The sequence below is a fragment of the Microbacterium xanthum genome (assembly GCF_034531355.1).
GTDB lineage: Bacteria > Actinomycetota > Actinomycetes > Actinomycetales > Microbacteriaceae > Microbacterium > Microbacterium xanthum.
The window spans coordinates 411,427-434,070 of sequence record NZ_JAWHUE010000004.1 but is presented as its reverse complement, the minus strand read 5'-3'; the positions used below and the strand labels follow the sequence as shown (position 1 = coordinate 434,070).

Genomic DNA, 22,644 nt, shown 5'->3' with positions numbered 1-22,644 from the left:
GAAGCTAAGCCTCTCAGCGCCGATGGTACTGCAGGGGCCACCCTGTGGGAGAGTAGGACACCGCCGGACTTCCCTTACCGGAAATGGCCACCCAACGCAGGGTGGCCATTTCCGCGTTAACAGCCCTTTTCCGCAGCAGCACTCCCGGAGGAAACGCATGGGCTTGTTCGTCCGATCCGCCGCGTCCACACCGCTCGCGGGGGTCGACGCTGTTCTCACTGACCTGGACGGCGTCGTCTACGCCGGTGCCGGCGCGTTGCCGCACGCGGTCGAGAGCCTCGTGCGTGCCGCAGACAGTCGACGTCTCGGCTACATCACGAACAACGCCTCGCGCACCGACGTCTCGGTGGCGTCGCACCTGAGGGAGCTCGGCCTGCCCGCTGAGCCGGCGGATGTCGTCACCAGTCCGCAGGCTGCGGTCAGGCTCCTCGGCAGCCGGGTGCCCGAAGGGTCCACCATCCTCGTGGTCGGCGGGGACGGTCTGGTGTCCGAGCTCGAGAAGGGCGGATTCGTCGTCACCCGCAGCGCGGAAGACGCACCCGCCGCGGTGGTGCAGGGGTTCTCGCCGGAGGTCGGCTGGGCGCAGCTGGCAGAGGCGGCATACGCGCTGGCGACGCCCGAAGACGAAGGCGGCATCCCGTGGATCGCCACCAACACCGACTGGACCATCCCTCAGGCTCGCGGCATCGCGCCCGGCAACGGCACCCTGGTCTCGGCCGTTCACACGGCCGTCGGCCGCCTTGCGACGGTCGCCGGCAAGCCCGAGGTGCCGATCTTCGACGAGGCCGTCGCGCGGTTCGCGTCGACGAAGCCGCTCTTCCTCGGCGACCGTCTGGACACCGACATCCTGGGCGCGAACCGTGCCGGTATCGCCTCGGCTCTCGTCCTGACGGGCATCGACCGGCCCAAACACGTGCTGGCCGCTCCCGCGGGCTCGCAGCCGACCTACATCCTGGCGGACCTTCGCGACCTTCACGACCCGTATCCCGAAGTCGTCAGGAAAGACGGGACCGTGCGCGTCGGTGATGCGCGTGTGCGGATCGACGGGGCGGACGTCCAGATCATCGCCGAGGGTCGGTCGCAGATCGACCTGCTCCGCGCGGGCGCCCACGCGATCTGGGACACCGGGCGGCAGATCTTCGGGTTCCGAGTGCCCGAGCGGCTGTACGCCGACTCTTTCCATCGTCCCTGAGCCACGTACCATGGGGGGATGGAGAGCTCGCTGTCGCCCGTGCCCCCGAGCCGCCCGGCATCGACCAGCGAGTCGGAGGATCCGATCGATCTCGTGTCCCGTCTCGAGGTGATCGAGGCGCAGCCGCTGGCGACGCGTGCAGACGCGTTCGCGGCGATCCACGACGAGCTCTCCGCACGGCTCGACGCCGATGTGACCGGGCGTCCCGCCCGCTCATGACGACGAGGCTCGATGCGGCCGTGGCCGGGCGCGGTCTCGCTCGGTCCCGCACCCACGCTGCGGCCCTCATCGCCGACGGGCTCGTGACCGTCGACGGTGCGGTGGTGGTCAAGCCCTCGGTGCGGGTGCCTGCGTCGGCGCGGCTGGTCGTCGCCGGCTCCGACCACTACGTCAGTCGCGCCGCCCACAAGCTCCTTGCCGCCCTCGACGCGTTCGGCGTGGACGTCGTCGAGCGGTGCGCGCTCGACATGGGCGCCTCCACCGGTGGCTTCACGCAGGTTCTCCGTGAGCGCGGCGCCGACCCCGTCATCGCGGTCGATGTCGGGCACGGACAACTCGCGGCGGCGGTCGCCGACGACACCGGCGTGGTGAGCATCGAGGGCTACAACGTGCGGCATATGGATGCGGTGGGGCTGCGGGCCGCCAGCGGCGTCCTCGACCGTCCGTCGGTCGTGACGGGCGACCTGTCCTTCATCTCCCTGACCCTCGTCCTGCCCGCCGTGGCTGCGACGATCGCCGACGGCGGTGACGCGGTGCTGCTGGTCAAGCCGCAGTTCGAGGTCGGGCGGACGGCGGTCCGCGGGGGGCTCGTGACCGACCCCGCGCTTCGCGCGGAGGCAGTGGCCGACATCCTGTGGAGCGGCTGGGATCTCGGGTTCGGCACGCTCGGCGTGGTCGCGTCACCGCTCGCGGGCACCCACGGCAACGCCGAGTACCTGGTCCACCTCGCGCCGGGTCGTGGTGCGAATCCGACAGAATGGCTTTCGCGTGTTTCGGAGGTGACAGGAGCCTGATGATCGAGTCCGACCGGTACATCCTCGTCGTCGTCCGCGGCGGCGAGGACACACGTGATGCCGCGGACAGCGTCATCACCGCGCTGCGCACGGCGGGGGCGGTGCCGGTTCTCGACGCCGTCGACGCGGAGGAGATCTGCGCGGCCCGCCCGGACATGCGCGGCCCGGCCATCCTCGGCCGAGACGTGGAGGTGCAGCAGATCGAGCTGGCCATCGTCCTCGGCGGAGACGGAAGCATCCTTCGCGCCGCAGAGCTCGTGCGCGGCGGGACGGCACCGGTCCTCGGTGTGAACCTGGGCCACGTCGGATTCCTCGCCGAGAGTGAACGCGACGACATGGACGAGGCCGTGCGCCGGGTCATCTCGCGCGACTACGACGTCGAGGAGCGTCTCGCCCTGCAGGTGCGGATCAAGGACCGCTCGGACGCCGTCGTGTATGAGACGTGGGCGCTCAACGAAGCGACCGTCGAGAAGGCCGCACGCGAACGGATGCTCGAGGTGGCCATCGAGGTCGACGGTCGTCCGTTGTCCGCGTTCGGATGCGACGGTGTCGTCGTCTCGACACCGACGGGATCGACCGCATACAACTTCTCGGCCGGCGGACCGGTCATCTGGCCGACCGTGCAGGCGATCGCCGTCGTGCCGTTGTCGGCGCATGCGCTCTTCGCCACACCGCTCGTCGTCGGACCCGACCATGCCGTCGCGATCGAACTCATCGAAGGCACGGACGGCAGTGGCGTGTTGTGGTGCGACGGCCGTCGGTCGCACGAGCTGCCCCCCGGTGCACGTGTCGTGGTGCGGCGTGCGGCCGAGCCGGTGCGTCTCGCGCGACTGCACAAGAGCGCATTCACCGATCGACTGGTGCGGAAGTTCCGCCTGCCGGTCGAAGGATGGCGGGGACCCGGGACCAAGCCGTCGACGGCCGCCGTGCGGACCGCGCCCCCCGAGGGGGAGGGGCATCCGTGATCGAAGAGATGCGGTTGCGCGATCTCGGCGTCATCGCGGAGGCGACCCTTCCCATGGGTCCCGGATTCACCGCGATCACGGGGGAGACCGGTGCGGGCAAGACGATGGTCGTGACGGGACTCGGTCTGCTGCTCGGTCAGCGCGCCGATTCCGGCGCGGTCCGAGCCGGTGCGGGGCAGGCGTCGGTCGATGGCGTCTGGGTCGTCCCAGACTCCGGTCCGGTGGTCGATCGCGTGCGAGACGCGGGGGGTGACGTCGAACCGCTCGGTGACGGTCGCGCCGAGCTGTTCGTCGGCCGATCGATCTCGCGGGAAGGTCGAGGTCGCGCCTCGGTCGGCGGTCGTGCGGCGCCGGCCGGCGTGCTGGCCGATCTCGCGGAAGAGCTCGTCGTGGTCCACGGACAATCCGATCAGCTGCGGCTGCGATCAGCCGTGGCCCAGCGGGACGCGCTCGATCGATTCGGTGGGGAAGCGGTAGCGACCCCGTTGAAGGCCTACCGCGCCGCGTTCGAGGACTGGAGGCGTCTCGACGCCGAGCTCGCCTCACTCGCCGCTGACCGGGAGGCGCGCGCCGACGAAGCCGCCCGATTGCGGGACGCGATCGCCGACATCGAACAAGCCGCGCCGCAGCCGGGGGAGGACGCTGACCTCGCCGCCCGTGCGGATCGGCTGGCCAACATCGAACATCTGCGTATGGCGGCCGCGACCGCCCATGAGGCGCTCTCCGGGGAATCCGACGCGCCCGACGCGACCACGCTCCTCGCCGAAGCCCGCCGCGCCCTCGACCGCGCCGCGGATCAGGACGAAGAACTCGCCGCGTTCGGAGAGCAGGTCGCAGAGATCGGCTATCGCGTGACAGACCTCGCGACCGGTATCGCCGCGTACGTCGCCGATCTCGACGAGTCGGGCCCGCATGAGCTCGCGGCCGTGGAGGAGCGTCGGGCGATCCTGGGTGCTCTCATCCGTGAACACGGTTCGCTCGAGGCGGCCATCGATCTGCTCGATTCCGGCTCGGCCCGGCTGGCCGAGCTCGACGACGACGGCGACCGTCTCGAACGATTGTCCGCGGAGCGCGACGCGGCCTCGCGTGCGCTCGACGCCGCGGCGGACGAACTGACCGAGGCACGCACGGCTGCGGCCGCGCGGCTCGGTGAGGCCGTCTCGGCAGAATTGCACGACCTGGCGATGCCGGATGCGTCGGTGACCGTCGCCGTCACCCCCACCGCGCCCTCTGTCGCGGGCCGCGACGAGGTGCAGATCCTGCTGGCGGCGCACCCCGGCGCGCAGCCGCGACCGGTGTCGCGGGGTGCGTCCGGCGGTGAGCTCAGCCGCGTCATGCTCGCAATCGAAGTCGTGATCTCGGCCACCGATCCGGTGCCGACCTTCGTGTTCGACGAGGTCGACGCGGGGATCGGTGGCGCGGCGGCGATCGAAGTCGGGCGACGCCTGGCGCGCCTCGCCCGCACCTCGCAGGTGATCGCCGTAACCCACCTCGCCCAGGTCGCCGCCTTCGCCTCCAATCATCTGTCGGTCGTCAAGGCCAGCGACGGCTCGGTCACTGCGTCGAGCGTGCGGCGTCTGCACGGCCCGGGTCGCGAGGCGGAGATGGCCCGATTGCTGTCGGGGATGCCTGACAGCGACGCCGCACTGACCCACGCGCGCGAGTTGCTCGAACTCGGCGCGGATCTGGACTGATAGGATCGAAGCCCGTGACGCAGACTCCCGCCGACGGACTTTCCCCCCACGACACGACGAAGCACATCTTCGTGACAGGCGGTGTCGTCTCCTCTCTGGGCAAGGGGCTGACGGCCGCCAGTCTCGGAAACCTTCTCACGGCGCGCGGTCTGCGCGTGGTGATGCAGAAGCTCGATCCGTACCTCAACGTCGATCCCGGGACGATGAACCCGTTCCAGCACGGCGAGGTGTTCGTGACCGAGGACGGCGCCGAAACCGATCTCGACATCGGACACTACGAGCGTTTCCTCGACATCGAGCTCAGCCAGGCGGCGAATGTCACGACCGGTCAGGTCTACTCGCAGGTGATCGCGCGGGAGCGCCGCGGCGAGTACCTCGGCGACACCGTGCAGGTGATCCCGCACATCAGCGACGAGATCAAGCGTCGCATGCGGCTTCAGGCCGATGAGTCACCCAAGCCCGACGTCATCATCACCGAGATCGGCGGCACGGTGGGAGACATCGAGTCGCAGCCGTTCATCGAGGCCGCACGCCAGATCCGTCACGAACTCGGGCGTGGAAACGTCTTCTTCGTGCATGTCTCCCTGGTTCCGTTCATGGGTGCCTCGGGGGAGCAGAAGACGAAGCCGACCCAGCACTCCGTGGCAGCCCTGCGCTCCATCGGGATCCAGCCGGACGCGCTTGTGCTGCGCAGCGACCGCCCGGTCACCGACTCGAACAAGCGCAAGATCGCGCTCATGTGTGACGTCGACGAGGATGCCGTGGTCAACGCCGTCGACGTCCCGAGCATCTACGACATCCCGTCGATGCTGCACGAGCAGAAGCTCGATGCGTACCTCGTCCGCGCGCTGGGTCTGGAGCGTGCCCAGGACGTCGACTGGTCGCGGTGGCAGCGCGTTCTGCAGGCGGTGCACAACCCGAAGCATGAGGTCACGATCGGTCTGGTGGGCAAGTACATCGACCTGCCCGATGCGTACTTGTCCGTCACCGAGGCGGTCAAGGCCGGGGGATTCGCGCACGAGACCCACGTGAAGATCACCTGGATCCCCTCCGACCTCTGTGAAACACCGGAGGGCGCCGCCAAGGCGCTGAGCAGCCTGGACGGCATCGTCGTACCGGGCGGCTTCGGCATCCGCGGCATCGAGGGCAAGCTCGGCGCGCTGCGCTTCGCGCGCGAGCAGGGGATCCCGACCCTCGGTATCTGTCTGGGTCTGCAATGCATGGTCATCGAGTACGCCCGGAACGTTGCCGGCATCGAGGGTGCCTCGTCGAGCGAGTTCGATCCCGAGACGCCGGCTCCGGTCATCGCCACGATGGCCGAGCAGATCGACATCATCGACCGGGGCGACCTCGGCGGCACCATGCGACTGGGGTCCTACCCGGCGGACCTCGGCGAGGGGTCGCTCGCGGCGGAGGTCTACGGTGCGAATCGCATCGACGAGCGCCACCGTCACCGCTACGAGGTCAACAACGCCTACCGCGACACGATCGCGACGGCGGGCTTGAGCTTCTCCGGTCTGTCGCCGGACCGCAACCTCGTGGAGTTCGTCGAGCTGCCTCGCGAGGTGCATCCCTACTACATCGCCACCCAGGCGCACCCCGAGCTGCGCTCGCGTCCGACCGCACCCCACCCGCTGTTCCGCGGACTCATCGGTGCCGCGCTGGATCGCCACCGCTCGAGCGAGTTGTTCGATGTCGACGACGAGTGAGCCGCTGAGGGACGAGGCGGTCGAGGTCGACATCGTCGAAACGGACCTCGTCTACTCCGGTCACGTCTGGGATGTCCGCAGCGACACCTTCCGATACGGAGCCGGCGAGATCGTCCGACAGTACGTCGATCACCCCGGTGCGGCCGCGGTCGTCGCCGTGGACGATGCGGAGCGCGTGCTGCTGATCCAGCAGTACCGGCACCCGATCCGGCACCGCGACTGGGAGATCCCGGCCGGCCTGCTCGATGTCGAAGGGGAGTCGCCTCTCGAGACGGCACGACGCGAGCTCGCCGAGGAGGTCGATCTGGAGGCCGACCGGTGGGAGAGCCTCGTGAGTATCTTCACCACTCCCGGTGGCAACGACGAGATCGTGCACCTGTTCCTGGCCCGGGACCTGCGCCCCGTCGAACAGGCGCACGCGCGCGAGGAGGAGGAGGCGGACATCCGGCAGGAGTGGATGCCGCTGGGTCGGGCCGTCGAGGGTGTGCTCGCCGGCCGGTTCCGCAACGGCATCCTGGCCGTCGGCGTTCTCGCCGCCTCGCATCGTCTGCGCGAGGACGCGGCGAAGGACTGACGTGCGCGTCGATCGTGCCGTCGACGCCTACCTGCGCCACCTCACGGTGGAGCGGGGGCTGTCCGAGCACACGCTCGGGGCGTACCGCCGCGACCTGACGGTCTATGCCGCGTGGCTCGGCGCAGACGGGATCGAGGACACCGCCGCGATCACCTCGGACACCGTCGCGGCCTTCGTCGCGGACCGTGCCGGGCAGGATCCGCCGCCCGCGTCGAGTTCGCTCGCGCGCCTGCAGTCGTCGGTGCGAGGCTGGCATCGGTTCCTGGTCCGCGAAGAGATCGCGGACGCGGATCCGGCCGCACGCCTGCGTCCACCCAAGACCCCGCGACGTCTGCCCAAGGCGCTGACGATCGAGCAGGTGGAAGCGCTTCTGGATGCCTCCGGCCCTCGCCCGGACGAGGCGATGCCGGGCGAGGAGATCGGGATCCGAGACCGGGCGCTTCTGGAGCTGCTCTACGCGACCGGCGCCCGCGTGTCGGAGATCGTGCAGCTCGACGTGGACGATGTCGCCCACGCAGACGTGCTCCGGGTGCGGGGAAAGGGCGACAAGGAGCGGATCGTGCCGGTCGGCTCCTACGCGCAAGCGGCCGTGGCTGCGTACCTGACCCGCGCGCGGCCGGAGCTGTCGCGGCGGGGCCGTGCGACGCCGCGCCTGTTCCTGGGTGCCCGCGGGGCACCGCTGTCCCGTCAGAGCGCGTGGCTGGTGCTGCAGCAGGCGGCGCAGCGCGCCTCGCTCACCGCGCACGTCTCCCCGCACACCTTGCGTCATTCGTTCGCGACGCACCTGCTCCAGGGCGGCGCCGACGTCCGTGTCGTGCAGGAACTGCTCGGGCATGCGTCGGTGGCGACGACCCAGATCTACACGCACGTGAGCGTGGACGCGCTCCGCGACGTCTACGCGACGTCGCACCCGCGCGCACGCTGACCCGCGGGTCGGCCGGGCGGCGCGCCTCAGGGTGACTAGAATCGGTGCACGTTATGGCGAAGGCAGGAGAGTCGGTGGCGGCAACCAAACGCGGCGAGACGAAGGCGTCCGGTGACGAGACGGTCCTCGGCCCGACCGGGCGTCCCTATCGCGGATTCGCCACCCCACCGCCGCTCGACGGACACGGTCCGGCGCGCATCGTCTCCCTGTGCAACCAGAAGGGCGGCGTCGGAAAGACGACGACGACGATCAACCTGGCCGCTGCGCTGGCCTCCTACGGTCGCAAGGTGCTCGCGGTCGATTTCGACCCGCAGGGAGCGCTGTCGGCCGGTCTGGGCATCCAGACCCACGACATCCCGACCGTGTACGACCTGCTGTTGAACACCAAGCGCGACCCGCGCGAGGTGATCGTCCCCAGCCGGGTCGAGGGCTTGGACATCATTCCGGCCAACATCGACCTCTCTGCGGCTGAGGTCCATCTGGTCAACGAAGTCGCGCGCGAACAGATCCTCGCGCAGGTGCTGCGGAAGGTCTCCAAGGACTACGACGTCATCCTGGTCGACTGCCAGCCGTCGCTCGGGCTGCTGACGGTGAACGCCTTGACGGCCAGCCATGGCGTGATCATCCCGCTCGAGTGCGAGTTCTTCGCGCTTCGCGGCGTTGCGCTGCTGATCGAGACGATCGACAAGGTGCGCGACCGTCTGAACCCCACCATCACCCTCGACGGTGTCCTGGCCACGATGTACGACCCTCGCACGCTGCACTCCCGCGAGGTGCTGGAGCGGGTCGTGGATGCCTTCGGCGACGACGTGCTCGAGACCGTCATCGGCCGCACGGTGAAGTTCCCCGACGCGTCGGTGTCGGGCATGCCGATCACGGAGTTCGCGCCCGAGCACTCGGCCGCCCAGGCCTACCTGCGCCTGGCACGAGAGCTGGTCGACCGTGGCGCCGTCGCCTGAGCAGCACGACGACATCACCGCGGGTTCCGGCGGTCCGGCGGCCGAAACGCCCGACGACGTCGACAACGGGTTCCGCGTCTCGCTCGGCGTCTTCGACGGACCTTTCGACCTCCTCCTGCAATTGATCTCCCAGCATGAGCTGGACATCACCGAGGTCTCGCTCAGCCGCGTGACGGACGAGTTCATCGGCTACCTGAAGGACCTCGGACCGGATGAGCTCGACGAGGCATCGGAGTTCCTCGTCGTCGCCGCGACACTGCTGGACATGAAGGTCGCCGGTCTGCTGCCACAGGGCGAGCTGGTCGATGCCGAAGCCGTCGCGCTGCTGGAAGCGCGTGACCTGCTGTTCGCCCGTCTGCTCCAGTACCGAGCCTTCAAGGAGGTCTCCGCCTGGTTCGAGCGGTCGATCCGGCGAGAGGACACCCGCCACACCCGCGCGGTGAGGCTCGAGGAGAAACATCGGTCGGCGGTGCCCGAGCTCGTGTGGACGCTCACCGCCGACGACTTCGCGGCGCTCGCCATGATGGCCTTCGCTCCGAAGGAGATCCCGATGGTCGGGGTCGACCATCTCCACGCGCCGCTGGTCAGCATCCGTGAGCAGGCGGCGGTCGTGGTGACGCTCCTGCGGGACGCCGGGACGCTCACCTTCCGCGACCTCGTATCGGGCATCACCCAGAGCGGCGTCATCGTCGCCCGGTTCATCTCGGTGCTGGAGTTGTACCGTCACGCGGCGCTGTCGTTCGAGCAGCTCGAACCGCTCGGTGAACTGACCCTGCGGTGGACCGCGCCGCGCTGGTCCGACGAGAATCTCGCCACGTTGGGAGCCGACTATGACCGATGAGAACGACACCACCGAGCCGGCGCCGCGTCCCCAGGACACGTCGTCGGTCATCCGCCGCGTCGAGGCGATCCTGCTGGTGGTCGACGAGCCGCAGAGCCTCGTGAGTCTGGCGACCGCCGTGGGGAGCCCCGTACCGGCGGTTCGCCAAGCGGTCGAGGCGCTGGTCGCCGACTACGACGGTGAGTCCGGGGGACCGCGACGCGGCTTCGAGCTGCGTGAAGTGGGTGGCGGCTGGCGGTTGTACGTCCGGGAGGAGCACGACGACCTCGTACGCGAGTTCGTCAGCGGCCAAGCGCCGTCCCGGCTCTCCCAGGCCGCCCTGGAGACACTCGCGGTGATCGCCTACAAACAACCCATCACCCGCAGCCAGATCGCCTCGATCCGGGCCGTGAACGTCGACTCGGTGGTCCGGACTCTGCTCGGTCGCGGTCTGATCACCGAGCTGTTCGCCGACCCTGACACCGGCGCCTTGAACTACGGCACGACCGACGCGTTGCTGGTGAACCTCGGCATCAACTCCCTGGAGGAACTGCCGCCGATCTCGCCGCTGCTCGACGATGGATCGACCGGCTTCGACGCGGAGGTGATCCGATGAACGACCAGGCCCCCGAGGGTGTGCGTCTGCAGAAAGTGCTGGCCCAGGCCGGTGTCGCCTCACGCCGTGTCTCCGAAGAGCTCATCGTGGCCGGACGAGTGCGGGTGAACGGCATGGTGGTGACCGAGCTCGGCTCGCGGATCGACCCGGGGAGCGATCTGGTGGACGTGGACGGCACGGCCGTGCAGCTCGATGCCACCAAGCGCTATGTCATGCTCAACAAGCCTCGCGGGGTGGTCAGCTCACTCCGCGATGACCGGGGCCGTCCGGACCTGCGCCGCTACACCGAGCGTTTCGAGGAGCGCCTGTTCAACGTGGGGCGCCTGGACGCCGATACCAGCGGTCTGTTGGTGCTGACCAACGACGGCGAACTCGCGCATGTGCTGGCGCATCCGTCGTTCGGGGTGACGAAGGTCTACATCGCCAAGGTCACCGGACGCGTGAGCGCGCAGACGGTGGCCGCGCTCACCCGCGGTATCGAGCTCGAAGACGGCCCGATCGCAGCCGACAAGGCGCGCGTCCTGTCGGCGAGTGCAGAAGGCGGCGGGTCGCTGGTCGAGCTCACGCTGCACTCGGGCCGCAACCGCATCGTGCGTCGCATGATGGACGCCGTCGGCCACCCGGTGGAAGAGCTCGTGCGTCGTCAGTTCGGGCCGCTGCACCTGGGCACGCTCCCAGCCGGGAAGACCCGCGAATTGACTACAGTGGAGCGCGGCGCGCTGCTCACTCTTTCCCGCGGCGGCCCGTCCACCCCCTCCCCGGAGAATCCGTGACCGACGCAGTTGATCAGCCACGCGCCGGCGGCATCGACCGTCTGTCCGCGCGCTCTTCGGGGACCGTGCGGATCGTCGGTGCGGGACTCCTCGGGGCCAGCATCGGACACGCGCTGGTCGCGCTCGGGGTGGATGTCGTGTTGGCCGACACCTCGCCGGCTCAACTGCGGCTGGCCATCGATTACGGCGCGGGGCGAGCGGCGCGAGACGACGACGCCCCGACGCTCGTCGTCGTCTCGGTGCCCCCGGATGTCACCGCAGACGTGATCGAGTCGGAGCTGGAACGCTTCCCCGACGCCGTGGTCACCGATGTGGCCAGTGTCAAACTCGAACCGCTCCGAGTGCTTCGGGAACGCGGCATCGACCTCTCCCGCTACATCGGGTCGCATCCGCTGGCGGGGCGTGAACGCGGGGGAGCGATCTCGGCCCGCGCGGACATCTTCGTCGGACGACCGTGGGTGGTCTGCCGCGACGGGGAGACCCGCGCATCCGATCTTGCGGTCGTCGAGGGTCTCATCCTCGATCTCGGCGCCACCCCCATCGAGATGTCTCCGGAAGAGCACGACCGCTCGGTCGCGCTGGTCTCGCACGTGCCGCAGCTGGTCGCCAGCCTGCTGGCCGGGCGGTTCGTGGACGCGCCGGACGGGTCGCTGCGACTCGCGGGTCAAGGCGTGCGCGACACGACGCGGATCGCGGCGTCGGCGCCGGAGCTGTGGGTGCAGATCCTCGGGGCGAACGCCGAACCGGTGGTCGACATCCTCGACGTCCTCGCCGCGGACCTCGCCGCGGTCGCGGACGCGCTGCGCGATCCGGACGCCACCGGCGCGCGCCGAGCGGTGGCTGACACGATCCGGCGGGGCAACGACGGCGTCGAACGCCTCCCCGGCAAGCACGGCCAGAACCGTCGTTTCGAAACGGTCGTCGTCATGGTCGACGACCGTGCCGGGCAGCTCGGACGGCTGTTCGGCGACCTCGGCGACCTCGACGTCAACGTCGAGGACCTCCGCCTCGAACACTCCCCGGGTGCGCTCTTCGGTCTCGCCGAGATCAGCGTGACGCCGGGCGTCGTGCGCCGCTGCGTCGAAGGACTGCAGGCGCGCGGCTGGAAGATAGCGAGTACAAGCAATGACTGATCTGTCCACCCCTGTCGATGAGGCGCCGGTTTCGCCGGTGACGGTCGTCGCGATCGACGGCCCCGCCGGAAGCGGCAAGTCGAGCGTCTCGAAAGAGGCCGCGCGCCGCCTGGGCTTCGGCTATCTCGACACCGGTGCCGCCTACCGGGCCTTGGCCTGGCACGCCGTCGAGCGCGGCGTCGACACGTCCGACTCCGCCGCGGTTCTCGATGCGACGGGCGACTTCGCCTATGACATCTCCCTCGACCCGGACCGGTACTGGGTGCGGGTCGGGGAGGTCGACGTCACCGACGCGATCCGTGAGACCCGCGTGACGGAGGCGGTCAGCGGAGTGGCGCGCGTGCCCGCCGTCCGGCAGTCGGTCAATGCGATGTTCCGCGCCATGGTCGCAGCCTCCGGCCGGCCCGGCGTGGTCGTCGAAGGACGCGACATCACCACCGTCGTCGCCCCGGACGCCCCGGTGCGCATCCTGCTGACCGCCGCACCCGAGGTCCGTGCCGCCCGTCGTAGCGCCGAGCTGAACGGACACGACGCGACCGCTGTCGCCGACGCGCTGCGTCGCCGCGACTCCGCCGATTCGAAGGTCGTCGACTTCCTCACCGCCGCCGAAGGCGTCACGGTGGTCGACTCGACCGAGCTCGATTTCGAGCAGACCGTGGACGCCGTGCTCGGCGTCATCGCCGAAGGAGGGGTGCGCTGATGGCCGCCGACGAGGAATACGACGCAGGGCCCGACGACCTCGAGGCCACACTCGCCGACATCGACGACGAGCTCGCGGACCAGCGGGCCACCGCGCTGCGGGCGTCGCTGGAGGACTACGACCTCGATGACGAAGACAGCGTCCTGTTGGAGGGGGTCGACGGCGGCGAAGACGGCATCGAGTACCTGCCGGCGCTTCCGGTCGTGGCCATCGTGGGACGCCCGAACGTCGGCAAATCCGCCCTCGTCAACCGCATCCTCGGGCGGCGTGAGGCTGTCGTGGAAGACACCCCCGGGGTGACCCGCGACCGTGTCACGTACAAGGCCGAGTGGCTGGACCGCCGCTTCTCCCTCGTCGACACGGGAGGGTGGGAGCCCGACGCCCGCGGCATCGACGCGTCCGTGGCGGCGCAGGCCGAGGTTGCGATCGACCTGTCGGATGTGGTGCTGTTCGTCGTGGATGCGATGGTCGGCGCGACCTCGACCGACGAGCACGTCGTGCGACTGCTCCGCAAGAACGGCAAGCCGGTGTTCCTCGTGGCGAACAAGATCGACGATGCGCGGCAGGAGCCCGAGGCGGCCGCTCTGTGGAATCTGGGTCTCGGCGAGCCGCACCCGGTTTCCGCGATCCACGGCCGCGGTGTCGCCGACCTGCTCGACGAGATCATGAAGGTGCTTCCGAAGGTGTCGGCCGTCGCCTCCGCCGAGATCGGCGGTCCGCGCCGTGTTGCGATCCTGGGGCGCCCGAACGTCGGCAAGTCTTCCCTGCTGAACAAGGCCGCCGGAGAGGAACGCGTCGTCGTCAACGAGCTCGCAGGGACGACACGTGACCCGGTCGACGAGATCGTCGAACTGGGCGGAAAGATGTGGCGCCTCGTCGACACGGCGGGCATCCGACGCCGCGTGCATCTGTCGCAGGGAGCCGACTTCTATGCGTCCCTGCGCACGTCCGCGGCGCTGGAGAAGGCGGAGGTCGCTGTCGTCGTGATCGACGTGACCCAGCCCATCAGCGTGCAGGATCTCAACATCATCGACCTCGTGCTCGAGTCCGGTCGCGCGCTGGTGATCGCCTACAACAAGTGGGACCGCCTGAACGACGACGACATGGACGGTCAGGATCGTCGCCGATTCCTCGAGCGCGAGATCGAGCGCGACCTCGCCCACGTCGCGTGGGCGCCGCGCGTGAACATCTCCGCCAAGACAGGACGCCACCTCGACAAGCTCGTTCCCGCCCTCGAGACGGCGCTGGCCTCGTGGGACCAGCGCATCCCGACCGGCAAGTTCAACGCGTTCCTGTCGGAGCTGGTCGCCGAGCACCCGCACCCGTTGCGGGGCGGAAAGCAGCCGCGCATCCTGTTCGGCACCCAGGCTGCGAGCCGTCCGCCGACATTCGTGCTGTTCACGACGGGATTCCTCGATCCGGGGTACCGGCGGTTCATCCAGCGTCGCCTTCGCGAGATCTACGGCTTCGAGGGGTCGCCGATCATCTTGAACATGCGCATCCGCGAGCGTCGCCAACGTTCCTGAGGCCCGGGCATGTCCCACTTCCGGTCGCCATACCCGGTGAGAAGGACCGAAAGTGGGACATCCTGTGCGGGGGTGGGGCGCGGATGGGCGGCGTCTGACGAACGCGAGCGCCTGACCGGTGTGCCAGGCTTGGCGTGGTGACGATTCTCCCTCCTGAACCCGGTGAGCCGCGCCGGCCGCATGGTCCGCGCGACCCGGGTGATGCCTGGGTGCAGGCCCCGTCCGGAGAGCGGTACTGGGGGCGCTTCGGAGCCGCGGGGCTGCTGGCGCTCGACCCCGATCGCGGCGTCCTGCTGCAGCACCGCGTGGGCTGGAGCCACTTCGGGGGAACATGGGCGCTCCCCGGCGGCGCGCGGCACGAAGGCGAGGATGCGGCTGCAGGGGCGATCCGCGAGGCGAGGGAGGAGGCGGGGGTGCCGCATGCGGCGGTGCGCTCGCGATTCGAGAGCGTCTTCGACGTCGGCGTGTGGTCTTACACGACCGTCGTGGCTGATGTGGTCGAGCCGTTCACGCCGGTCATCTCCGACCCCGAATCCCTGGAACTCGCGTGGGTGGCTATCGACGGGGTCGCCGCTATGCCGTTGCATCCGGGGTTCGCCGCATCGTGGCCGGCGCTGCGCGCACTGTTGAGCACGCATCCGGCTGTCGTGGTGGACATGGCCAACGTCGTCGGTTCCGTGCCCGACGGATGGTGGCGCGACCGCGCCGGCGCCGCATCGCGGTTGCTCGCGCGTCTGTCGCACCTCGCGATGCGGGGGCTTCCCGCATCGGACCTCGGGCTCGGGGGAGACGTGTGGTTTCCGCGGTGGATCGCCGTGGTCGAAGGGCAGGCCCGAGCCGCGGCGACCGATGCGACCGGCGTCGAGATCGTCGCGGCCCCCGGAGAGGGCGATGACACGATCGTGTCGGTCGCAGCCGACCTGCGCTCGCGAGGTCACGAAGTGGTCGTCGTCACCAGCGACCGCGGCCTGACGCAGCGGGTCTCGGAGCTCGGTGGTCGGGTCCAGGGGTCCCGCTGGCTGCGCGGTCTCCTCGACTCGGCGTGAACGGCGGCCGCACGCGACCGGCGGAGGTCAGTGTTCGGTACCGTCGCGTCCGCGAAGGCGATCGATCTCGCGACGTTCACGTTTGGTGGGGCGGCCCGCCCCGCGGTCCCGGATGGGCACGAACGGCATCTCGGTGCGAGGGGGAGGTGGGGGAGTGCGGTCCTCGACAGCCGCGGCAGCCGCCGGCGCCCCGACGCGTTTGGTGATCGTCTGACGCACGACGAGGTGTCGGTCGAACCCGTTGATGCGCACGCGGAGTTCATCGCCCGGTCGTACCGGTTGAGCGGCCTTCGCGCGGTCACCGTTGACGCGCACGTGGCCCGCGCGACAGGCCGTGGTCGCGGCAGAGCGCGTCTTGTAGACGCGGACCGCCCACAGCCAGGAGTCGACCCGTGCGCTCTCGCTCATTCCGTCGAGCGTACCCGGGCTCGCCGCTGAGGAAGACCGAGCGCGGCGAGGACGACACCGGTGCTGAGGATGGCGATGAGCCCGAAGGCGGTGTCGAAGCGGGTGGTGGGTGGGGCCGCGGCGATCACGGCACCGGCGGCACCCGCGCCGAGCGCGCCGCCGAGCTGCCGGGCGACGATGTTCGGAGCGGACGCGCCGGCGACGTCGTCGGCCGAGGCGTGTTCGATGGAGACGGTGAGCGCCGCGGCGAAGGTGAGGGCGACGCCCGCTCCGAGCAGGGCTGAACCGGCGAGGAGCACCGGAACCTCGTGTGGTGCGATCCATTGCAGGATCGCACCGCCGGAACCGGCGACCGCACCGAGCAGCGCCATACCGCGCCGTCCGAGACCGCGGCGGAGGAGCCCCGTGAGGGGGCCGACGACGGCGATCGCGGCGGTGGCGGGCAACAGCAGCGCTCCGGCGATGACGATCGAGAGGTCGAGACCGTCGGCGGCCTCGACGAAAGCAGGGAGTGCGACGAACGTGCCGAACAGTGACGCTCCGCCGAGCAACGCCATCGTGTGGGCGGTGGCGAGCGCGGTGCGTCGGCGGAGCGCGGCGCGATCCCACAGCGGTGTGCCCCCTCGGTACTGCGTGCGCGCCCATCCGCCCAGCGCGACCACACCGCCGAGCGTCAGCAGCGCCACGACGATGATCGGGTGGGGGAGCTTCGGGGCTTCGGTGATCGCCAACAGGAGGGCCACCCCTCCGGCGCCGAGCGCAAGGGACGCGCGCAGGTGCAGGCGGCGTCTGCCGGAAGCCGGCGTCGGCGGCAGGGCGGCGGGCAGCGTGATCTGTGCGGCGATGACGATCGTGAGGGGCAGCCACGCGAGCGCGGGTGTTCCGTACGCGTTGACCAGGACGCCGGCCAGGACTGCTCCGAGCGCCGTTCCCGAGGCGAATGTGCTCGCAAGGATCCCGACCCACAGGGTGCGGCGACGCTCGGGGACGATTCGCTGGGTGAGTGACAGGACGAGCGGAAGCACACCCCCCGAGAGCCCCTGCAGGGCCCGAGCGAAGATGAGCTGAGTGAGCGATGTCGCTGTGCCGGCGAGGAACAGACCCAGGGCGACGATCGGCAGCACGAACAACAGGATGCGACGCGGTGAGTGGTTGTCGCCGAGGCGGGCGATGATCGGCGCGGAGACGGTCGCGACGATCAGGGTCGTCGTGAGCACCCAGGTCGTGTCGGCGGTGGTCGTACCGTAGAGCAGCGCCGTGGTTGACAGGGTGGGCGCGGCCATCGACAGGGGGAGTGCCGTACCGGCGGTGGCGAGCACCAGCCCCGCGACGGCGACCTTCGACCGCGGCGTCAGCCGTGCTGTCGCGGTGTGGTCGGCCATCCCTTCGAGGCTACTCGGGCCCCCTGCGCGGTCCGCAACGCGCGGGTGTCGCCCCGGTTCGCGGCATGGTTCGGATGCGGCTAAGATGGGAGAGTTGTTCGGATCGCGGTCCGAATTCCGGGATGTGGCGCAGCTTGGTAGCGCACTTGACTGGGGGTCAAGGGGTCGCAGGTTCAAATCCTGTCATCCCGACCAATGGGCTGTTGGCAATACTGATTGCAAAACAGCTTGGCAAGGTCGGAAAACACGAATGGCCTCTGCGGTTTCGCAGAGGCCATTCGTGTTTTCGTTGTTTTGCGCGGAGGTTCTCTTTGCATGATCCCGTGCGGAGCGCTGCTTGGATCGCCGGGGGCTTGATCCGCCAGTTTCCGGGCGCGCCGAATCGTTCTGTGAGCGGGGTGGTTGCCGTCTCCGGCTGGTGAGGGGGTGACGTGTGCTGCGTCACGTTCTCATCGGATGATGTTGTGCGCGGGGGAAGGGTCGGATGTGGTGCCGGACGTGTGCGACGTACGCGCCGTTCGGGTGACGGTGAGATCGCCGTTGCCTGTTGTCTTCGTGTAGCGGTTGGCCCAGACGCGGTCACGACGGCGAAGCGGAGCTGGGTATGCGGGGGTTCTCTTCGCGGCACGCTTGCGGGCGTCGTCGATGAAGGAGGCGATCTTGCGGATGTTGTGGTTGACGAGCAGAAGGGTGACCATGATCTGTGCCGACGCGAAGCCGCGGACTCGGCGGCGCCCTGCGGTTTCGATGTCTTCGTCGCCGGCGGCTTTCAGCTGGTTGTTCTCGGACTCGACGGTGTTGCGTGCGTGTTCGTGGAACTCTTCCCATTCCTGGCTGCCGTAGTCGAACGCCTGCTGTGGTGCTTTCATCTCGGTGAGGTCGAAAGATGCGGAGTGCTTCTTGCTGCGCCAGTTGCAGCGATGCACGCTTACGAGGTGCGCGGAGACTCCCACACCATGACCAGCCGTCCGCGTGGATCTCCCAGGTGTGGTCGGCCTCGTGGCCTTCGCGTCGCTCGTCTACTCGCCCCTGCACCTCGTTGGTGGCCGTACCTCGCCGTGCCAGCCAGTGCCGTCAGCCTCGCGTCCGCGATTCTTCTTGGGGTGATGGGTGGGCCCTTCGTCGTCGACACACAGGTGACGCCCCTTTTCGCCGAAGGCTGCGCGATCGGGTACATTGCGATCGAGCCGTCAGGTGGCGCCGGGAGCTTCATCGGAGGAACGAAAGTCAGGCCGATTCACGGACCGAGTCAGGCGGGCTGAATCTCGGAATGGGGGCCGGATGCTCTACATCTTTGCTCTGGGTAGCACCATGGCCGTAAGCGACGGTGTCATTTGGTTCGATGTGTTGTTCGCTCTCCTCGTCTCCGCGGCGGGCGTTGCGATGGCTGTCTGGTACCGCACCATCGCTGCTTGGGTGAATCACGGACTACCCGTGATGCTGGGATCGCCCGGAGCAGCCCTCGCGGATGGAAACCGACGGCCGTGGGCGGCTCTCTTGCCCGCCCCTTTCTTGCCACTGATCGGCGTAATGCTCATCAGCGGGGATCTGGAAGCGGCACCGAACCTTGCCGACGAACTCTGGCGAAGAGTCACAGACAACCTCGTCCTGTCCCTCCTGTTCCTCGCAACATACGTTGTTGGCTTGGCCGGCATCGTTGTGCTGCCCATGATTGCGCGCAGAGAGAGACGGATTGTGAGGTGGCGGGTCACTCGGATGGCGGCTGCGCTGGCGCCGGCGCTGGTCGTCCTTGTGGGGGCAATCGGCCTGTCACTCGTCTGCGGGTACGGATAGGTCGCGACGTTCTCCAGGAAGCGTGCTCGAGCGAAATTTCGCTGTCGCGATCGGCATGCAGAATGCAGCCCGCGACCTCGTGCCGGCGAGCGCGTTGCGGACGGCGTCCACGGCGAGCTTGGCGGTCATCCGGTCGCTGATCGAGTAGCCGACGATCCGGTTGGAGAACACGTCTTTGATCGCGCAGCAGTAGAGCTTGCCTTCGCTCGTGCGATGCTCGGTGATGTCCGTGAGCCAGAGCCGGTTGGGCGCGTCAGCGCGGAACACCCGCTGCACGTGATCATCGAACACCGGCGGCCCGGACTTCTTGCCCTTCCCACGCCGCCGGCGCTGCGCGGACGAGAGGATCCCTGCCTGCGAGCACAGCTTCCACGCCGTCCGGCGACTCATCCGCCACCCCGCACGCCGCGCTTCGTCGGCGAGATAGCGATACCCGAACGTCGGGTCATCGTGGTGCGCGTCATGCAGTGCATTGATCCGACACGCCCGGAGCACATCCGCGTCCCGGATCGGGGCGTTGCGCCACCGGTAATAGGGCTGGCGGGCGAGCTTGAGAACCCGACACGACACCGTCACGGGAATCCCCGCGTCGGCGAGCTCAGATACGAGCGGGTGCGTCATTTTGGGGAGCCACCGAGGCGCAGATTCGCCTGCGACAGATATGCCGCCGCACGGCGGAGCACCTCGTTCTCCTGCTCGAGCAGCCGCATCCGCTTCTTCAACTCCCGCGCTTCGGCCGCATCCGCCGCGGTTTGGCCCGGACGGTTGCCTTCCTCAACGTCGGCTTGGCGGAGCCAATTCTGGAGCGTCGCTTCGCTGATGCCGAAGCCGGTGGCGATCTGCTTGATGATGACGCCGCTCTCGCGGCTACGAGCAACCGCGACGACGTCTTCGCGGAACTCTCTGGGATAGGGGCCAGGCATGATGACATCCCCCCCCCGCCAGCGCCTCCCGGCACTAACGATCAGTTGTCACCGCTTCCTTCTTCACGCCCACTCGCGGCGACAGCGCCATCGACGGTGACGCTGTCGCCGCGCAGTTGGCTCGCGGCGCCGTGTTCGCGAACTTTTGGAGGCCGCCGCGTACATCGACGACATGAACACCATCAGCAACGGCCACGGCCGTCACGCCGCTCAGCCGATCCACCCGACCGCCACCACGGCACCGCTCGATCACGCAGAGAATTACCGTCGGATCCGCGAGTCATATCGCCGGCGCTCTCGCACGAACTCCCGTCCGGCGCTTCTCACCTGCCCGGCAGTCCCGGTCCGCGCGGCGACCTCCAGCTGCTTCCCACATCGACACGAGCGCGATGGACTTGCCCCGCGCGCTGAGGAGCTTCATCGGCGGCACAAGGTCGGAGTCATTCGTGACCACTGCGTAGGAGTCCGCCCGGTCTTCCATCGCGTCGACGATGAGGTGCGATGCGAGCGCGACATCGCTGCCCTTTTCCTCGGGGCGCTTGACACGCACAGTGACAACTCGGCCGTCGGAGTCCAGTGCTTCCGGGTGAACGGGAAGGTACTGGCGGACGAAGCTGAACTTGCCCTCGATGATCTCCACGTTCGTGGTCCGCAGTGCCCGCCAATAGATCTATTACCGCTGCCCGATGCCAGGGTTGTTGGTGAGCGGCTTGAGCGCAGCGGTGAAGAACTTCACGCCCACGACATCCCGATGCGGAAACAGCCGCTGGGCGAGCACCTCGAGGTCGAGCCACTTGTACTGCTGAAACTCGTGCTGGAGCGTGCCCTTGTACAGCGCGAAGCCGTCCACGTAGACCATCACGGTTCGTCGCGCGCGCATCCCCCGACTCTATCGACGGGCACCCCGCAGGCAGCGACGCTCCGCACAGTCGATATCGTCTGCGATCATCGATCGGGACATGGCGGTGGCTCGGGCCCTTGCAGGGCCGCTGTCATTGCACGTCGCCGGCGGATGGCAACCCTAGGCTTGGGCCATGCAGCCTAAGGTGCGTGGGTGGTTGGTGTCCGGGGCCGCCTTGGTCGCGCTCGTAGGGGCAACCGTTACCGTCGTGTACTTCTTCCAGCCCTGGCGCAGTTGCGACTACGAAGACACCTCAGCAGGTTGCGCGATGCTTACCGGCGACGCAACGGTAATGGCCGTGGCGGCGTTCACGACACTGGCCGCCGTGTTCGTCTTCGTGTTCGGGCTACTGGCCAAGGAGAGGCCCCCGCTCAGTAGCGCCCCTTGATCGCGCAACCACCTGCCTGCACGCGAGGTCCGACACACGCACGGCGCCCGCAACTCGACCGGCTTCCGGGCCGGGCATGTCGTCCACAGCCTCACCCAGCTTCCCTCGGGCCGATTCAGGTTGCCGATGCGATGGCACTGAGCCTAGGCCACACTATCCTGACTGTACGCGCTGTGGAACACATCGCGGGCGACTGAAACTAGTGCCATGCAGAGGCGATTCCAGTCGATCTCCTCGGATTCCACAGGCGCAAGTGCAGGTCGGTAGTGCACGATTCTGTTCCGCAGTTGGTAGATGCCTTTGCCGGCCGCCGAGGCCAGATTCGTGTCACCCAGAAGCCTGATGTGCAGGCAATCGCAGATCTCGCGCAAGTCATCGGCCTGCGCGAGGGCGAGCACGACGTTCAGGCTGGACGCCTCAAGCGGACGCCATGACATTGCGTTCTCCAGGGCCTCAGCGATCTTGTGCCACTCGTGCTCGATCGAAAGATCTTGCTTTAGCTTCGTGGTCTTGTCGTGCGCGTAGGTCGCTTCGACGCACCGATACAGGCTCATGAACAGACTTCGTGGATCCAGATCCAAAGTAGAACGACACAGTTCCTTGTACGGGAGTCGTTCAACGTTCGCTTCTGCGAGGGCAGACAGGCGATCGGCAAGATCGCCCTCGATCCAAGATCCCCCGTTACGAGACTCCTCCGAACTGATACTGAGGAAGATCGGCCAGATAAGTTCGTCGCTAATCGGGTCGACGCTGGCGAACACCCGAACCGGCGGGAACAAGCTCATGATCTGCGCGTTGTCGTGCCCGGAGTACTCAGGGTCTAGAGTGCGGCTGTTCGCGGCCACGACGTTGTACACCTCGGCGGCCGAGACACTTGGCGAGACTGGCAGTTCGGTCAGCAAGCAGACGTCATAGCCTTGGATGTCCTCGAGTGGCTCGAATCCGGGGTCATCCACCTCGTAGTCGAATCCGATGGTCGCGACATAGTGCTGTTCGGCGACCTCAAGCCACGCGAGGTGGCGGAATCGCCCAAAGCTCATCGAACTACGGAGTACCGCAGCCTTGAGCACCTCGTCCGCATCGGGATTGGCGTGCACCCATCGGGGGGCATCCGGATCCGGGACCGGGTACTCGCGTCGTCCGGCGAACTCAGTGAGGCGCCGAAACATTGCCGAGTTCGCGGCGATCATATTCCGGACCACG

General features: G+C 68.5%; 26 protein-coding genes, 1 tRNA gene and 1 rRNA gene. 20 read left to right on the top strand and 8 right to left on the bottom strand.

Going from position 1 to position 22,644, the window contains the following annotated elements; translation table 11 throughout:
* From rrf to RZO50_RS14415, 17 genes are all read left to right on the top strand, one after another.
* Positions 1–69, top strand: a 5S ribosomal RNA gene (rrf, locus tag RZO50_RS14710); the annotation flags it as partial.
* Between the two features lie 88 nt (positions 70–157).
* Positions 158–1,192, top strand: a complete 1,035-nt coding sequence (locus tag RZO50_RS14490; protein WP_322600438.1) for an HAD-IIA family hydrolase — start codon at positions 158–160, stop codon at positions 1,190–1,192.
* Positions 1,193–1,210: 18 nt separating this feature from the next.
* Positions 1,211–1,411, top strand: coding sequence for a hypothetical protein (locus RZO50_RS14485; protein WP_322600437.1), 201 nt, complete (start codon positions 1,211–1,213; stop codon positions 1,409–1,411).
* Positions 1,408–2,205, top strand: coding sequence for a TlyA family RNA methyltransferase (locus tag RZO50_RS14480; protein WP_322600436.1), 798 nt, complete (start codon positions 1,408–1,410; stop codon positions 2,203–2,205). Before RZO50_RS14485 ends, RZO50_RS14480 begins: the two co-directional genes overlap by 4 nt.
* The gene (locus RZO50_RS14475; protein ID WP_322600435.1) at positions 2,205–3,170 is read left to right on the top strand and encodes an NAD kinase; all 966 of its coding nucleotides are present in this window, start codon (positions 2,205–2,207) and stop codon (positions 3,168–3,170) included. Before RZO50_RS14480 ends, RZO50_RS14475 begins: the two co-directional genes overlap by 1 nt.
* On the top strand, positions 3,167–4,864 hold the full coding sequence (gene recN, locus RZO50_RS14470; RefSeq protein WP_322600434.1) for a DNA repair protein RecN: 1,698 nt from the start codon (positions 3,167–3,169) through the stop codon (positions 4,862–4,864). Before RZO50_RS14475 ends, recN begins: the two co-directional genes overlap by 4 nt.
* Before the next feature lie 14 nt (positions 4,865–4,878).
* Positions 4,879–6,573: a CTP synthase gene (locus RZO50_RS14465; protein WP_322600433.1), complete on the top strand. Its 1,695-nt coding sequence runs from the start codon at positions 4,879–4,881 to the stop codon at positions 6,571–6,573.
* The gene (locus tag RZO50_RS14460; protein ID WP_322600432.1) at positions 6,557–7,147 is read left to right on the top strand and encodes an NUDIX hydrolase; all 591 of its coding nucleotides are present in this window, start codon (positions 6,557–6,559) and stop codon (positions 7,145–7,147) included. Before RZO50_RS14465 ends, RZO50_RS14460 begins: the two co-directional genes overlap by 17 nt.
* Position 7,148: 1 nt before the next feature.
* Complete coding sequence (gene xerD / locus RZO50_RS14455) at positions 7,149–8,072, top strand: site-specific tyrosine recombinase XerD (protein ID WP_322600431.1); 924 nt, start codon at positions 7,149–7,151, stop codon at positions 8,070–8,072.
* Positions 8,073–8,125: 53 nt separating this feature from the next.
* A complete protein-coding gene (locus tag RZO50_RS14450) occupies positions 8,126–9,031 on the top strand; it encodes a ParA family protein (protein ID WP_322600430.1) in 906 nt (301 codons plus the stop codon).
* Positions 9,015–9,872 carry a segregation and condensation protein A gene (locus tag RZO50_RS14445; protein WP_322600429.1) on the top strand — a complete coding sequence of 286 codons (858 nt, stop codon included), beginning with the start codon at positions 9,015–9,017 and terminating at the stop codon, positions 9,870–9,872. Before RZO50_RS14450 ends, RZO50_RS14445 begins: the two co-directional genes overlap by 17 nt.
* On the top strand, positions 9,862–10,467 hold the full coding sequence (scpB, locus tag RZO50_RS14440; RefSeq protein ID WP_322600428.1) for an SMC-Scp complex subunit ScpB: 606 nt from the start codon (positions 9,862–9,864) through the stop codon (positions 10,465–10,467). The genes RZO50_RS14445 and scpB overlap by 11 nt, the downstream gene beginning before the upstream one ends.
* Positions 10,464–11,240, top strand: a complete 777-nt coding sequence (locus RZO50_RS14435) for a pseudouridine synthase (RefSeq protein WP_322600427.1) — start codon at positions 10,464–10,466, stop codon at positions 11,238–11,240. The genes scpB and RZO50_RS14435 overlap by 4 nt, the downstream gene beginning before the upstream one ends.
* Positions 11,237–12,373, top strand: a complete 1,137-nt coding sequence (locus RZO50_RS14430) for a prephenate dehydrogenase (protein ID WP_322600426.1) — start codon at positions 11,237–11,239, stop codon at positions 12,371–12,373. The genes RZO50_RS14435 and RZO50_RS14430 overlap by 4 nt, the downstream gene beginning before the upstream one ends.
* The gene (gene cmk, locus RZO50_RS14425) at positions 12,366–13,073 is read left to right on the top strand and encodes a (d)CMP kinase (protein WP_322600425.1); all 708 of its coding nucleotides are present in this window, start codon (positions 12,366–12,368) and stop codon (positions 13,071–13,073) included. The genes RZO50_RS14430 and cmk overlap by 8 nt, the downstream gene beginning before the upstream one ends.
* Positions 13,073–14,599 (top strand): ribosome biogenesis GTPase Der, encoded by a 1,527-nt coding sequence (der, locus tag RZO50_RS14420; RefSeq protein WP_322600424.1) that lies wholly within the window; start codon positions 13,073–13,075, stop codon positions 14,597–14,599. Before cmk ends, der begins: the two co-directional genes overlap by 1 nt.
* 137 nt (positions 14,600–14,736) lie before the next feature.
* Complete coding sequence (locus RZO50_RS14415) at positions 14,737–15,645, top strand: NUDIX domain-containing protein (RefSeq protein ID WP_322600423.1); 909 nt, start codon at positions 14,737–14,739, stop codon at positions 15,643–15,645.
* Positions 15,646–15,672: 27 nt separating this feature from the next.
* Here the strand turns inward: RZO50_RS14415 and RZO50_RS14410 are convergent, their stop codons facing one another.
* Complete coding sequence (locus RZO50_RS14410) at positions 15,673–16,053, bottom strand: RNA-binding S4 domain-containing protein (protein WP_322600422.1); 381 nt, start codon at positions 16,051–16,053, stop codon at positions 15,673–15,675.
* Positions 16,050–17,435, bottom strand: a complete 1,386-nt coding sequence (locus tag RZO50_RS14405; RefSeq protein WP_322600421.1) for an MFS transporter — start codon at positions 17,433–17,435, stop codon at positions 16,050–16,052. Before RZO50_RS14405 ends, RZO50_RS14410 begins: the two co-directional genes overlap by 4 nt.
* Before the next feature lie 118 nt (positions 17,436–17,553).
* Here RZO50_RS14405 and RZO50_RS14400 point away from each other — a divergent pair.
* Positions 17,554–17,630: transfer RNA gene (locus RZO50_RS14400), tRNA-Pro, on the top strand.
* 254 nt (positions 17,631–17,884) lie between these two features.
* Here RZO50_RS14400 and RZO50_RS14395 read toward each other — a convergent pair.
* On the bottom strand, positions 17,885–18,361 hold the full coding sequence (locus RZO50_RS14395; protein WP_322600420.1) for a hypothetical protein: 477 nt from the start codon (positions 18,359–18,361) through the stop codon (positions 17,885–17,887).
* Positions 18,362–18,716: 355 nt separating this feature from the next.
* Here RZO50_RS14395 and RZO50_RS14390 point away from each other — a divergent pair, with 355 nt between their 5' ends.
* Positions 18,717–19,229: a hypothetical protein gene (locus tag RZO50_RS14390; RefSeq protein ID WP_322600419.1), complete on the top strand. Its 513-nt coding sequence runs from the start codon at positions 18,717–18,719 to the stop codon at positions 19,227–19,229.
* Here RZO50_RS14390 and RZO50_RS14385 read toward each other — a convergent pair.
* The 4 genes from RZO50_RS14385 to RZO50_RS14370 form a co-directional block, all read right to left on the bottom strand.
* Positions 19,206–19,850, bottom strand: a complete 645-nt coding sequence (locus tag RZO50_RS14385) for a DDE-type integrase/transposase/recombinase (protein WP_322600418.1) — start codon at positions 19,848–19,850, stop codon at positions 19,206–19,208. The two genes, RZO50_RS14390 and RZO50_RS14385, sit on opposite strands and share 24 nt — an antisense overlap.
* Positions 19,847–20,152 carry a transposase gene (locus RZO50_RS14380; RefSeq protein ID WP_322600417.1) on the bottom strand — a complete coding sequence of 102 codons (306 nt, stop codon included), beginning with the start codon at positions 20,150–20,152 and terminating at the stop codon, positions 19,847–19,849. Before RZO50_RS14380 ends, RZO50_RS14385 begins: the two co-directional genes overlap by 4 nt.
* Positions 20,153–20,432: 280 nt before the next feature.
* On the bottom strand, positions 20,433–20,792 hold the full coding sequence (locus RZO50_RS14375; protein WP_322600416.1) for an NYN domain-containing protein: 360 nt from the start codon (positions 20,790–20,792) through the stop codon (positions 20,433–20,435).
* 33 nt (positions 20,793–20,825) lie between these two features.
* Positions 20,826–21,032, bottom strand: a complete 207-nt coding sequence (locus RZO50_RS14370; RefSeq protein WP_322600415.1) for a PIN domain-containing protein — start codon at positions 21,030–21,032, stop codon at positions 20,826–20,828.
* A 154-nt stretch (positions 21,033–21,186) separates the two neighbouring features.
* Between RZO50_RS14370 and RZO50_RS14365 the strand changes: the two genes are divergently transcribed.
* On the top strand, positions 21,187–21,441 hold the full coding sequence (locus tag RZO50_RS14365) for a hypothetical protein (RefSeq protein ID WP_322600414.1): 255 nt from the start codon (positions 21,187–21,189) through the stop codon (positions 21,439–21,441).
* A gap of 143 nt (positions 21,442–21,584) precedes the next feature.
* On the opposite strand, the gene RZO50_RS14360 is transcribed toward RZO50_RS14365, so the two are convergent.
* On the bottom strand, positions 21,585–22,631 hold the full coding sequence (locus tag RZO50_RS14360; protein ID WP_322600413.1) for a hypothetical protein: 1,047 nt from the start codon (positions 22,629–22,631) through the stop codon (positions 21,585–21,587).
* Between the last annotated feature and the right edge of the window lie 13 nt (positions 22,632–22,644).

Bases quoted from the DNA above. Each gene is read 5' to 3' on its own strand.
- RZO50_RS14490 (WP_322600438.1), top strand. From the start codon at position 158: ATGGGCTTGTTCGTCCGATCCGCCGCGTCCACACCGCTCGCGGGGGTC.
- RZO50_RS14485 (WP_322600437.1), top strand. From the start codon at position 1,211: ATGGAGAGCTCGCTGTCGCCCGTGCCCCCGAGCCGCCCGGCATCGACC.
- RZO50_RS14480 (WP_322600436.1), top strand. From the start codon at position 1,408: ATGACGACGAGGCTCGATGCGGCCGTGGCCGGGCGCGGTCTCGCTCGG.
- RZO50_RS14475 (WP_322600435.1), top strand. From the start codon at position 2,205: ATGATCGAGTCCGACCGGTACATCCTCGTCGTCGTCCGCGGCGGCGAG.
- RZO50_RS14460 (WP_322600432.1), top strand. From the start codon at position 6,557: ATGTCGACGACGAGTGAGCCGCTGAGGGACGAGGCGGTCGAGGTCGAC.
- RZO50_RS14450 (WP_322600430.1), top strand. From the start codon at position 8,126: ATGGCGAAGGCAGGAGAGTCGGTGGCGGCAACCAAACGCGGCGAGACG.
- scpB (WP_322600428.1), top strand. From the start codon at position 9,862: ATGACCGATGAGAACGACACCACCGAGCCGGCGCCGCGTCCCCAGGAC.
- RZO50_RS14435 (WP_322600427.1), top strand. From the start codon at position 10,464: ATGAACGACCAGGCCCCCGAGGGTGTGCGTCTGCAGAAAGTGCTGGCC.
- cmk (WP_322600425.1), top strand. From the start codon at position 12,366: ATGACTGATCTGTCCACCCCTGTCGATGAGGCGCCGGTTTCGCCGGTG.
- der (WP_322600424.1), top strand. From the start codon at position 13,073: ATGGCCGCCGACGAGGAATACGACGCAGGGCCCGACGACCTCGAGGCC.
- RZO50_RS14410 (WP_322600422.1), bottom strand. From the start codon at position 16,053: ATGAGCGAGAGCGCACGGGTCGACTCCTGGCTGTGGGCGGTCCGCGTC.
- RZO50_RS14405 (WP_322600421.1), bottom strand. From the start codon at position 17,435: ATGGCCGACCACACCGCGACAGCACGGCTGACGCCGCGGTCGAAGGTC.
- RZO50_RS14390 (WP_322600419.1), top strand. From the start codon at position 18,717: ATGCTCTACATCTTTGCTCTGGGTAGCACCATGGCCGTAAGCGACGGT.
- RZO50_RS14385 (WP_322600418.1), bottom strand. From the start codon at position 19,850: ATGACGCACCCGCTCGTATCTGAGCTCGCCGACGCGGGGATTCCCGTG.
- RZO50_RS14380 (WP_322600417.1), bottom strand. From the start codon at position 20,152: ATGCCTGGCCCCTATCCCAGAGAGTTCCGCGAAGACGTCGTCGCGGTT.
- RZO50_RS14370 (WP_322600415.1), bottom strand. From the start codon at position 21,032: ATGCGCGCGCGACGAACCGTGATGGTCTACGTGGACGGCTTCGCGCTG.
- RZO50_RS14365 (WP_322600414.1), top strand. From the start codon at position 21,187: ATGCAGCCTAAGGTGCGTGGGTGGTTGGTGTCCGGGGCCGCCTTGGTC.
- RZO50_RS14360 (WP_322600413.1), bottom strand. From the start codon at position 22,631: ATGATCGCCGCGAACTCGGCAATGTTTCGGCGCCTCACTGAGTTCGCC.